This window comes from uncultured Nevskia sp. (assembly GCF_903885465.1).
Lineage (GTDB): Bacteria > Pseudomonadota > Gammaproteobacteria > Nevskiales > Nevskiaceae > Nevskia.
This window is the reverse complement of record NZ_CAISIQ010000119.1, coordinates 1-11,317: the sequence shown is the minus strand read 5'-3', so window position 1 is coordinate 11,317 and position 11,317 is coordinate 1. Positions and strand designations below refer to the sequence as shown.

At 64.0% G+C, this 11,317-nt stretch carries 10 protein-coding genes and 1 pseudogene; 8 read left to right on the top strand and 3 right to left on the bottom strand.

The window, feature by feature from the left end:
- The 5 genes from katG to QZY06_RS04385 form a co-directional block, all read left to right on the top strand.
- Nucleotides 1–1,929 (top strand): catalase/peroxidase HPI (gene katG / locus QZY06_RS04405; RefSeq protein WP_295680696.1); only part of this gene is annotated, 1,929 nt, incomplete at its 5' end.
- Between the two features lie 146 nt (nucleotides 1,930–2,075).
- Nucleotides 2,076–2,537, top strand: coding sequence for a CopD family protein (locus QZY06_RS04400; protein ID WP_295680693.1), 462 nt, complete (start codon nucleotides 2,076–2,078; stop codon nucleotides 2,535–2,537).
- 2 nt (nucleotides 2,538–2,539) lie between these two features.
- Nucleotides 2,540–3,427: a phosphoribosylaminoimidazolesuccinocarboxamide synthase gene (locus QZY06_RS04395; RefSeq protein ID WP_295680691.1), complete on the top strand. Its 888-nt coding sequence runs from the start codon at nucleotides 2,540–2,542 to the stop codon at nucleotides 3,425–3,427.
- A 7-nt stretch (nucleotides 3,428–3,434) separates the two neighbouring features.
- On the top strand, nucleotides 3,435–3,815 hold the full coding sequence (locus QZY06_RS04390) for an MAPEG family protein (RefSeq protein ID WP_295680688.1): 381 nt from the start codon (nucleotides 3,435–3,437) through the stop codon (nucleotides 3,813–3,815).
- 28 nt (nucleotides 3,816–3,843) lie between these two features.
- Entirely contained in the window at nucleotides 3,844–4,221 is a 378-nt protein-coding gene (locus QZY06_RS04385; RefSeq protein ID WP_295680685.1) for a DUF6489 family protein, read from the top strand.
- On the opposite strand, the gene QZY06_RS04380 is transcribed toward QZY06_RS04385, so the two are convergent.
- The 3 genes from QZY06_RS04380 to recQ form a co-directional block, all read right to left on the bottom strand.
- The gene (locus QZY06_RS04380; protein ID WP_295680683.1) at nucleotides 4,218–4,499 is read right to left on the bottom strand and encodes a hypothetical protein; all 282 of its coding nucleotides are present in this window, start codon (nucleotides 4,497–4,499) and stop codon (nucleotides 4,218–4,220) included. The genes QZY06_RS04385 and QZY06_RS04380 overlap by 4 nt on opposite strands.
- 117 nt (nucleotides 4,500–4,616) lie before the next feature.
- Nucleotides 4,617–5,090, bottom strand: coding sequence for a hypothetical protein (locus QZY06_RS04375; protein WP_295680680.1), 474 nt, complete (start codon nucleotides 5,088–5,090; stop codon nucleotides 4,617–4,619).
- Between the two features lie 153 nt (nucleotides 5,091–5,243).
- Nucleotides 5,244–7,520, bottom strand: a complete 2,277-nt coding sequence (gene recQ, locus QZY06_RS04370) for a DNA helicase RecQ (RefSeq protein WP_295680677.1) — start codon at nucleotides 7,518–7,520, stop codon at nucleotides 5,244–5,246.
- A gap of 107 nt (nucleotides 7,521–7,627) precedes the next feature.
- Between recQ and QZY06_RS04365 the strand changes: the two genes are divergently transcribed.
- From QZY06_RS04365 to QZY06_RS04355, 3 genes and pseudogenes are all read left to right on the top strand, one after another.
- Nucleotides 7,628–8,947: a YihY/virulence factor BrkB family protein gene (locus QZY06_RS04365; protein ID WP_295680675.1), complete on the top strand. Its 1,320-nt coding sequence runs from the start codon at nucleotides 7,628–7,630 to the stop codon at nucleotides 8,945–8,947.
- Nucleotides 8,948–9,013: 66 nt separating this feature from the next.
- Nucleotides 9,014–10,732, top strand: a complete 1,719-nt coding sequence (locus tag QZY06_RS04360; protein ID WP_295680673.1) for an AMP-binding protein — start codon at nucleotides 9,014–9,016, stop codon at nucleotides 10,730–10,732.
- Between the two features lie 208 nt (nucleotides 10,733–10,940).
- Nucleotides 10,941–11,317 (top strand): annotated as a pseudogene (locus QZY06_RS04355) (hypothetical protein); the annotation flags it as partial.

Genomic DNA, 11,317 nt, shown 5'->3' with positions numbered 1-11,317 from the left:
CGTATGGCCTGGCACAGCGCCGGCACCTATCGCATTGCCGATGGCCGCGGCGGCGCCGGCTTCGGCACCCAGCGTTTCGCACCGCTGAACAGCTGGCCGGACAACGGCAATCTCGACAAGGCGCGTCGTCTGCTCTGGCCGATCAAGCAGAAGTACGGTCGGGCCATTTCCTGGGCCGATCTGATCGTGCTTACCGGCAATGTCGCCCTCGATTCGATGGGCTTCAAGACCTTCGGCTTCGCTGGCGGTCGCGAGGACGTCTGGGAACCGGGCGAAGACATCTACTGGGGTCCCGAAACCGAATGGCTCGCGTCCAGCGACAAGCCGAACAGCCGCTACTCCGGTGACCGCGATCTGGCAGAACCGCTGGGCGCGGTGCAGATGGGCTTGATCTACGTCAACCCCGAAGGCCCGGACGGCAAGCCGGACCCGCTGGGCTCGGCGCGCGACATTCGCGAAACCTTTGCCCGCATGGCGATGAACGACGAGGAGACCGTGGCGCTGACCGCCGGCGGCCACACCTTCGGCAAATCCCATGGCGCCGTCGACGCCGCCAACATCGGCCCCGAGCCAGAAGGCGCAGCTATCGAGGAGCAAGGCCTGGGCTGGATCAACCGCTTTGGCAGCGGCTCGGGCGTGCACGCCTTCACCAGCGGCATCGAAGGCGCCTGGACGCCGACCCCGATCACCTGGGACAACAGCTACTTCGAAACCCTGTTCGGTTACGAGTGGGAACTGACCAAGAGCCCGGCCGGTGCGCATCAATGGAAGCCTGCCGGCGGTGCCGGCAGCAGCACCGTGCCGGATGCCCATGACCCGAGCAAACGCCACGCGCCGACGATGACCACGGCGGACATGGCAATGCGCATGGATCCGGCGTACGAAAAGATCTCGCGGCGCTACATGGCGAATCCGCAGGAACTTGCCGATGCCTTTGCCCGCGCCTGGTACAAGCTGACGCATCGCGATATGGGGCCGCTGTCCCGTTACCTCGGCCCGCTGGTGCCGAAGGAAGAACTGCTCTGGCAAGATCCGGTTCCGGCCGTCGACCACCCGCTGGTCGATGAGCAGGATGTTGCCGCGCTGAAGGGCAAGATCCTCGCCTCCGGCCTGTCGATCTCCGAACTGGTGACCACGGCCTGGGCGTCGGCAGCGACGTTCCGCAGCAGCGACAAGCGTGGCGGTGCCAATGGCGCGCGCATTCGCCTGGCACCGCAGAAGGACTGGGCGGTCAACCAACCGGCTGAACTGGCCAAGGTGCTGCAGAAGCTGGAAGCGATCCAGAAGGACTTCAACGGCGCCGGCGGCAAGAAGATTTCGCTGGCGGACCTGATCGTGCTCGGCGGCTCTGCTGCAGTCGAAGCGGCAGCGAAGAAGGCCGGGCACGACATCAAGGTACCGTTCTCGCCGGGCCGCACCGATGCCTCGCAGGAGCAGACCGACGTCGATACCTTCGTGGTGCTGGAGCCGACGGCAGATGGTTTCCGCAATTACATCCGCAAGGAACAGGCGGGATCGGCAGCCGAATTGCTGGTCGACAAGGCGCAGCTGATGAGCTTGACCGGTCCGGAGATGACGGTGCTGGTCGGCGGCCTGCGCGCGCTGAACGCCAATGTCGGCAGGTCCGCGCACGGCGTCTTCACCAAGCGGCCGGAAACCCTGAGCAATGATTTCTTCGTCAACCTGCTCGACATGAGAACCAAGTGGCAGAAGTCCACGAGCACCGAAGGCGTGCTGGAAGGGCGCGATCGGACCAGCGGCGAACTGAAGTGGACGGCAACCGTCGTCGACCTCGTGTTCGGTTCCAACTCCCAGCTCCGGGCCCTCGCCGAGGTCTACGCCTGCAGTGACGCGCAGCAGGTTTTCGTGCGCGACTTCGTGGCGGCCTGGACCAAGGTGATGAACCTGGATCGCTACGATCTCGCCTGATTGGCAGAAAGGATGGAAGCAGCGGAACGCATGAACTGTTGAGCAACATCAGGCCGCCAGAGCAATCCGGCGGCCTTTTTCGTGGCGCGGCGGCAGGCACTTCAATACAGTGACGGCCTGTTCGCCACCGATCTTTCGCAACGCTCATGGGTATCGCCATTGCTGTCCACACCTTGTTCGCCGCCATCTGGGTCGGCGGCATGTTCTTCGCCTACGTCTGCCTGCGCCCGACCCTGGCCGGCATCGATGCGAAAACCCGCACCACGCTCTGGGCGCAGGTGCTGCATCGCTTCTTCGGCTACGTGTTCCTGTCGGCCGCGCTGCTGCTCGGCACCGGCCTGCACCTGATCCGCAGCCTTGGCGGCATGGCCCATGTCGGCCCGCACGTCCACATCATGCTGACCCTGGGGCTGGTGATGATGGCGCTCGCGCTGCACGTCTACTTCGCGCCGCTGAAACGCCTGAAGCGCGCGGTAATTGCCGGTGATGTTGCCGAAGCCGGCCGCCGAGTCGGGCAGATTCGCATCTTCGTCGGCATCAATCTGCTGCTGGGCCTGATTGTCATCGTTGTCGCCAGCGGCGGCCGTTACTTTTTCGCGGGAGTCTGACGGTGACGATTCCGCTGCATGAAGCGACGATCAGCAGCCTGCCGAAGCTGCACAGCGGCAAGGTCCGCGATCTTTACGCGCTCGGCGATCACCACCTGCTGATCGTCACCAGCGATCGCCTGTCGGCCTTCGACGTGATCCTGCCCGACCCGATTCCTGGCAAGGGCGCGGTGCTGAACGCGCTGACCGCGTTCTGGATGGCGCGCTTCGAGGCGCTGATCCCGAACCACTTCGATACCTCCGTCGATCTCGACCAATGGCTGAACCCGGCCGAACGCGCGCAGTGCGAAGGTCGTGCGGTGGTCGCCAAGAAGCTGGTCGCGCTGCCGGTGGAGGCAGTGGCACGCGGTTATCTGATCGGTTCCGGCTGGAAGGACTACCAGGACAGCGGCGCGGTCTGCGGCATTCCGCTGCCGGGCGGGCTGATGCTGGCCGACAAGCTGCCGCAGCCGATCTTCACGCCGGCCTTCAAGGCGCCGAAGGGCGAGCACGACGCCAACATCTCGTTCGACGACACGGTGAAACTGGTTGGCGAAAAGCTGGCCGCGCAGGTCCGTGACATCACCTTGCGGCTGTATCAGGAAGCCTCCGAGTTCGCGGCGACGCGCGGCATCATCATCGCCGACACCAAGTTCGAGTTCGGTGTCGATGAAGACGGCACCCTGCATCTGATCGACGAAGTGCTGACGCCGGATTCCTCGCGCTTCTGGCCGGCCGCTGCATACCGCCCCGGCATCAGCCCGCCGAGCTTCGACAAACAATACGTTCGCGACTATCTGGAAACGCTGGACTGGAACAAGACCGCCCCTGGCCCGAAGCTGCCCGACGAAGTGATCGACCGCACCGCGAGCACTTATCGCGAAGCGCAGCGCCTCCTCACCGGAAACTGAAACGACGATGACGACTGCTTACTGGTGTGTGCTGATCGCCGCCTATCTGCCGCTTGCCTGGACCGGCATGGCCAAGTTCGGCGCCGGCGGCAAGGATTTCGACAACGCCGCGCCGCGGGTGATGCTGGCCAAGCTCGACGGCTGGCGGCAGCGCGCGAACTGGGCTCAGCTGAATGGCTTCGAAGCGTTTCCGCCGTTCGCCGCCGCGGTGATCATTGCCCATCTCCTTGCCGTGCCTCAGGCGCGGATCGATCTGCTGGCAATGGCCTTCATCGCTGCCCGCGTCGTCTACGGCATCCTCTACCTCGCGAACCTGCCGTCCCTGCGCTCGCTGGCCTGGATGATCGCCACCGGCTGTGTCGTTGCGCTGTTCGTGTCCGCTGCCTGATCAAGTCTGTCCGCTCGAGGAACCCGCCATGCAGATTCGCATCGAGATCGACGTCAAGCCTGAAGAACTGCGCCGCTTCCTCGGCCTGCCGGATGTTGCCGGCCTGCAGGAAGATCTGATCAGTTTCCTGCGCGACAAGCTTGGCGCGGCCGCCGAGACCTTCGATCCTTCGAGCTTCGTCAAGGACAATCTGCAGACGCTGCGGCAGAGCGCGCCTTGGCAGCTGCTGGTGTCGGCGAAAGCGCGGTCTTCGGCGAGTGCGGCGGCACCGGTTGAAAAGCCGGCCGCCAAGCGGACACGCAAGCGTTCGGCGAAAACGGCTGACACGACGGAAGCGAAGACTGCTCGCCGACGCAAGGCTGCCAAGCGGAAGGTGGCGAAGCCAGCTTCGAGCAGCGAGACCTAAGGCTGCGGACTTTCTGCTGAGGTGTAGGCCGAGCGCAGCAAGGCTCTGACCAGTGCAAGGCGGCGGCGATGATCGCCAATCACCCGCTTCGCAGTACGCGGCAGCAGGTCGATCTGATAACGCAGGGTTTCACCCGGCCTGCGGCTGCGGCGGATGATCTGCCAACGCTCCTGCAAGCCCTGACGGTGACCGTCGATGGCTCGCGCCTCGTTGCGCGCAAAGCGTCGCAACAAGTCCTGAATCCTGCTGTGACGACTGTCGGCGATGACGCCCGGCAACCGCTCTGAATTCTGTGCAGTCATGGTGTTTGGGCAGACCCCAAAACGAACGAACCGCGTGGCCTTGCGACCACGCGGTTCAGGATCATCGCGAGTGCGGTGATCTACCGGAGTCGACTACTTGTCGAGCTTAGCGGCAGCCTTCTTCACGGTCGCGGTGGCCTTCTTGGTCGTCGACTTGGCGGCCTTGGAGACCTTGGCGACGATCGGCGACTTGCCGGTCAGCTGCGCCTGGATAGTTTCGACGCCAGTCTTGACGACCTTGTACAGCTCTTCGCCGGTGCGCGAGACGACGGTGACCGTCTGGCTGAACGGGGCGGTCAAGGTGCCAGTGGCCGGCAGGTAGCTGATCGGATCGGCGGCGACAGCCTTCAGGCCGTCGGTCTTCGCCTTCTCGAAGCTGGACACGGCAGCCGAGTAGATTTCCTTGGCGGCGGTGGTGTTCTCGCTGACCAGCGACTTGTAGCCACCGACGACCACGTCACCAGCCTGCTTCAGGCTGTCGATGGAAATCTCGGCAACCTTCTGGCCCTGGCCAGAAATGGATTCAACGCGGCCTTTGACATCTTCAACAACGCTCTGCAGGTTCATCTTCGTACTCCTCACGTTTGGGACGGGCTCAGATGTTGCGACGCAACAATTGATGCACCGCATCATAACAGCGCGTTTTTGACTGTCAACCACGAATTCGTCCGGCAGACAAGCGGTCGGCGAAGAATTTTCCGCGGACCGTGTTTTGCCGATTCAGCCGGCGCGTTTCTGTCCGTGCCGCCAGGCACGAACCAGACGCAGCTCTTCATAGCTGTAGGCGCCGCTGCCCAGCGCTTCCCAGGCTGGACGCAACCGCGCCTCGCCATGCACCTGCAGCGCGCCGGCGATCGTCTGCACGCGATCGGCCGGCACCAAACGCGACAAATCCAGCGACACGCCATGGGCAAACAGCGCCTCGAGATGGCCGGCGATCGTCGCGCCATCGAGCCCGCGCTTCGCCGCAATCTCGTCGAGCTCCAATCCCTGCTCGAACAACCGCTGGCTGGCGACGACGGTATCCGGCAGGTCTTCATCGACGATCTGTTTCTCGTCGACGACGAAGGCCGCCGCGTCCTCGGCTGGCGCGTCCGGCACCGACAGACCTTTGTCGACCAGAAACGCGCGGATCGCCGCGGTGAACGCCGCGCCGTATTGCGCCAGCTTGCGGCTGCCGACGCCGGAGATATCGAGAAACGCCGTGCTGGTCAGCGGCTGGCGCTCGGCCATCTGCTTGAGGCTGGCATCGCTGAACACCACGTAAGGCGGCACGCCCTGCTGATCGGCCAAGGTCTTGCGCAGGCTGCGCAGCGCTTCGAACAGAGCCTCCGCTTCCGGCATCGCAGAGGTATCGAGCTCGACACTCGCGCCGCGACGCTTCTTCGGCTTGGCGGTCTTCGGCGCGATCGCGACCTGCACCGGCCGCTCGCCCTTGAGCACGGCGCGACTCGCTTCGTTCAGGCACAGCACCGGATACTCGTTGCCGGTTTCGCCGAGGAGGCCCTGGTGCAGCAACGCCCGCACCAGCAGCCGCCATTCGTCCTGCGACCGTTGCTTGCCGATGCCGTAGACGCTCAAGGCCTGATGGCCACGATCAATGAGTTTCTGGGTTTCCGAACCGCGCAGGATGTCGATCAGATACGCCGCGCCATAGCGTTCATTGCGCTGCGCCAGCCGTGCGATCGCCGACAGGAACTGCCGCGCCTCAAGCGTCCAGTCCTCGACCGGCTTCGGGTCGTTGCAGTTGTCGCAGGCGCCGCAGGGCGCTTCGAAGTTTTCGCCGAAGTAGCGCAGCTGGATCGCGCGGCGACATTCCGTGGATTCGGCGTAATCGAGCACCTTGCGCAGCTGCTGCTTGGCGACGCGCTGCTCGGCTTCCAGAGGTGCGCCGGTCTGCGGATCCACCTTCTGGGCAATCAGGAATTCGGCGGTCTTCAGATCACCGATGCCGAAGTACAGCAGGCAGTCCGCCTTCAGACCATCGCGACCGGCGCGGCCGGCTTCCTGGTAATAGCCTTCCATGGTTTTCGGCAGGTCGTAATGCACGACCCAACGCACGTCCGGCTTGTTGATGCCCATGCCGAACGCGATCGTCGCGACGATCACCTGGGCGTCGTCGCGGATGAACGCATCCTGGTTCGAGCGTCTCGTGTCGGCATTCAGGCCGGCGTGATACGGCAGCGCGCGAATGCCGTCCTCGGCCAGCCCGGACGCCAGTTCGTCGACCCGCTTGCGCGACAGGCAGTAGACGATGCCGGAATCATTCGGCCGCTTGCGGGCGCGATCGAGCAGCTCGGGGTAGGTACGGCCGTCCTTGGCGCTGACTGCGTAATGCAGGTTCGGCCGGTTGAAGCTCGAGACGTGAATCGTCGGCTCGACCAGGCCCAGCTGATGGACAATGTCCTGCCGTACACGGCCGGTGGCCGTCGCGGTGAAAGCGAACACCGGCACGTCCGGAAAGTGATCGCGCAGGCAGTGCATCTGCCGGTAGTCCGGACGGAAGTCGTGGCCCCATTCGGAGACGCAGTGCGCCTCGTCGATGGTGAAGCCGGACAGACCCTGCACGTCCTTGAGCCTTGGCAGGAAGCCGCTCAAAAAATCCGGCGTCAGCAACCGCTCAGGCGCCAGATAGAGCAATTTATAGTCACCGCGTAGCAGGCCCGCTGTGGTGTCGCTGGCCTCGCGTGCGGTCAGCGACGAGTTCAGAAACGCGGCATTGATGCCGTTGTCGCGCAGCAGCCGCACCTGATCCTGCATCAGCGCAATCAATGGCGAGACGACCACCATCACGCCCGGCCTGAGCAGCGCCGGCAACTGGAAGCAGAGGGATTTGCCGCCGCCGGTCGGCATGATCGCCAGCAGATCGCGGCCGGCCATCGCATCACCGACCACGGCCTGCTGGCCAGGGCGAAAACTGTCGAAGCCGAACCAGCGCTTCAGCGCGGCTTCCAGCGATCCGTCGATCAGGTTTGCGGTTTCGGCGACAGGCAACATTGCAGGCGGTGGCATCCAGGCGTGCGGGAGACGGCCTGCATTGTCGCCGGTCGCGGCGGCCGCGACACATGGACAGCATTGGATAGGGCCGCGACAATCGGCCGACCATGCTTCCCGATCCCTACCATCGCGTACACAAGCTGCTGTGGCTGAGCGAACCCCGCTCGATCTGGGGCCGTCGCCTGCTGAAACCCGGTCGCTATGCCCTGGCGCTGCTGCGCGATCTGCTCGAAGGCGAGATTGCCCTGCGGGCGATGAGCCTGGTCTACACCACCCTGCTATCGCTGGTGCCGCTGCTGGCGCTGGCGTTCTCGGTGCTGAAGGCCTTCGGCGTGCACAACTCGCTGGAACCGATCCTGGCCCAGGCGCTGGAACCGCTCGGCGATCAGGCCAAGGTGATCAGCGACAACGTCATTGCCTTCGTCGACAACATCAAGGTTGGCGTGCTCGGCTCGATCGGCATCGCGCTGCTGCTGTACACCTCGGTGTCGATGATTTCGAAGATCGAGGCCAGCTTCAATTTCATCTGGAAGATCAAGCAGGAGCGCGGCGTCACTCAGCGCTTCGGCGAATACCTCTCGGTGCTGCTGATCGGCCCGGTACTGGTGTTCTCGGCGCTCGGCCTGACCGCGACCCTGCGCTCGAGCACCATCGTCACGACCCTGGCGATGTACGAACCGTTCGGCACCACCTTGTTGCTGGTGACCAAGCTGGCGCCGTACGTGCTGATCGTCGGCGCGCTGACCTTCATCTACAGCTTCATTCCGAACACCCGGGTGACGTTCCGTGCGGCAGCGGCCGGTGGCTTGTTCGCCGGCATCGCCTGGGAAAGCGCCAGCATCGGCTTCGCCCGCTTCGTCGGCGGCGCCAGCAGTTACAGCGCGATCTACTCCGGCTTCGCGATCGTCATCATCCTGCTGATCTGGCTGTATGTGAGCTGGCTGATCGTGCTGTACGGCTGCCGGCTGGCGTTCTACATCCAGAACCCGCGTCATCTGGTCGGCAATCTGGTCAGCGCACCGCCGGCGAGCCGGGAATCCGAGTACCTGCCGATGCGCGTGATGATGCTGGCGGCACGGCGCTTCCAGTCTGGCCAGCCGGCGCTGCCGTTCATCGAAGTCGAGCGCTTGCTCGCGGCCAATGCCGACCGCCTCGAAGACGCGGTGAGTCTGCTGACCAGCTGTGGCGCGCTGATCGAAACCCAGCCCGATCGCCGCCTGCTGCCGGCGCGCGATCCGGCCAGCTACACGCTGGCCGAACTATGGCTCTGGTGCCGCGGCGGCTTGCCGGAGTCTGTCGCCGGCGGCGCCAGCGATGCCGACGATCGCCTGCTGCTGCGCTTCATTGCCCAGACCGAAGCCAACGCGGCGGCCAGCGGCACACCGTCATTTGCGGAGTGGCTGCGCAGCAGAGACGTTTCCCTATAATCGAAGCGCGCTGAACAAGACCGCCGGTTGAGCGGCCAGACGTCAAGCAAACCAAGGAAAACGACCATGGCGAAGCGGGGAGAACCGGGCGATCCAGCAATCGCCGGGGCAACCGAGGCAGCGGCTCCGCGGGTCTGGCTCAAGGCCTATGCGAGCGGCGTGCCGGCCGACATCGATACCTCCGGCCATGCCTCGCTGGCCGCGATCATCGACAGCGCCTGCGAGCGCTACCGCGATCTGCCGGCCTTCGAGAACATGGGCGCGGTGCTGTCCTACGACGATGTCGATCGGCTATCACAGGATTTCGCGTCCTGGCTGCAGAACGTCGCCGGCCTGCTGCCGGGTGATCGCGTCGCGGTGATGATGCCGAACCTGCTGCAGTACCCGATCGCGGTGTTCGGCATCCTTCGCGCCGGGCTGGTGGCGGTCAACGTCAACCCGCAGTACACGCCGCGCGAACTGGAACACCAGCTCAAGGATTCTGGAGCGCGGGCGATCGTCGTCGTCGAGAACTGTGCGGCGACCCTGGCTCAGGTGATCGCGGCGACGCCGCTGGAGATCGTCATCACCACGCAGATCGGCGATCTGCTGCCGTTCCCGAAAAGCCTGCTGACCAACTTCGTGGTCAAGCGGATGAAGCGGCTGGTGCCGGCCTGGTCATTACCGGGCAGCGTGCCGTTCCGCACGACCTTGGCCCGCGGCCGCGCCCAGCCCTATCACCGTGTGCAGCTGAAACCGGACGATATCGCCTTCCTGCAATACACCGGCGGCACCACCGGGCTTTCCAAGGGCGCGACCCTGAGCCACGGCAATCTGGTGGCGAATCTGCTGCAGATGCAAGCCTGGATCGGGCCGAAGCTGAGCGACGGCGGCGACATCGTGGTCACCGCGCTGCCGCTGTATCACATCTTCGCGCTGACGGTGAATTGCATGCTGTTCCTGCACGTTGGCGGCAAGAACCTGCTGATCACCGATCCGCGCAACCTCGGCGCTTTTGTCGCCGAGCTGGCCAGACAGCGCTTCACCTCGTTCACCGGCGTCAACACGCTGTTCAACGGCCTGGTCAATCACCCGGATTTCGTCGATCTCGATTTCTCGGCGCTGAAGTTCACCGTCGGCGGAGGTGCGGCCGTGCAGCAGGTGGTCGCCGAAAAATGGAAGGCACTGACCGGCGTGGCGCTGACCGAAGGCTACGGCTTGTCCGAAACTTCTCCCGGCGTCTGCTTTTCGCCGATCGACCGGCCGGACTGGAACGGCACCATCGGCCTGCCACTGCCGTCGACCTGGGTGTCCCTGCGCGATGACGACGAGCGCGAGGTGGCGGTCGGCAAACCCGGCGAACTCTGCGTCAAGGGGCCGCAGGTAATGCGCGGCTACTGGAACCGGCCGGCCGAGAACGCCACGGCATTCACGGCCGATGGCTATTTGAAGACCGGGGATATCGCCACCGTCGATGCCGAGGGCTGGTTCCGGATCGTCGACCGCAAGAAGGACATGATCCTAGTCTCCGGCTTCAACGTCTATCCGAACGAAATTGAGAACATCGTCACACTTCACCCCGGCGTGCTCGAATGCGCCTGCATCGGCATTCCAGACCCGAAAACCGGCGAAGCCGTGAAGATCTTCGTGGTCCGCAAGGATCAGAATCTGACCGCCGAAACCCTGCGCGAGCATTGCCGAGCCCACCTGACCGGGTACAAGTTGCCGAAAGCGATCGAGTTTCGTGACGCCTTGCCGAAATCAAACGTCGGCAAGATTCTGCGCAAGGAATTACGGGCGCATTAAGCGGACTTTGGGCTGGCTGCCCGGCTTTTTTGATGCACTGCGTTTGCGTGTGTGTGCCTTGGCCTTTTATGCTCCCGGCACAAATGTTGAAGACCGGCCGGGCGATGCCTATCGTCCCGCTCGGGTTGTCCCCCCGTAAATAGAACAAAAGGAGCAATTGGCCATGAGAAACACCGCATTGGCGTTGGCACTACTCGCATGTACTGGAGTGGCCACCGCCGCCGACTATTCGAAGACGACGTACGGCGCTGTGATGGGTAGCTACACATCACCCGACAAAGATCGTGATGCCAACTTCGGCATCGGTGGCCAGGTGGTGTTTCTCGGCCTGCCGCTCAGCGATCACCTGAATCTCGAATTCTCGGGCTTCGGTACCAGCCTGGACCGCGACACCGACGGTAAGCATGATGCGCAGATCGGTCTTGGTATCGACCTGCTCGTGCCGCTGGCCAAGGGTCCGTTCCGTCCGTTCGTGCTTGCTGGTGGCGGCGGCATGTACGAAGAACTGGGTACGTCGCTCGACACCAAGTCGGTATCACCCTATTTGAACTTCGGTGCCGGCGCGTTGGTTTCGTTGACAGATCG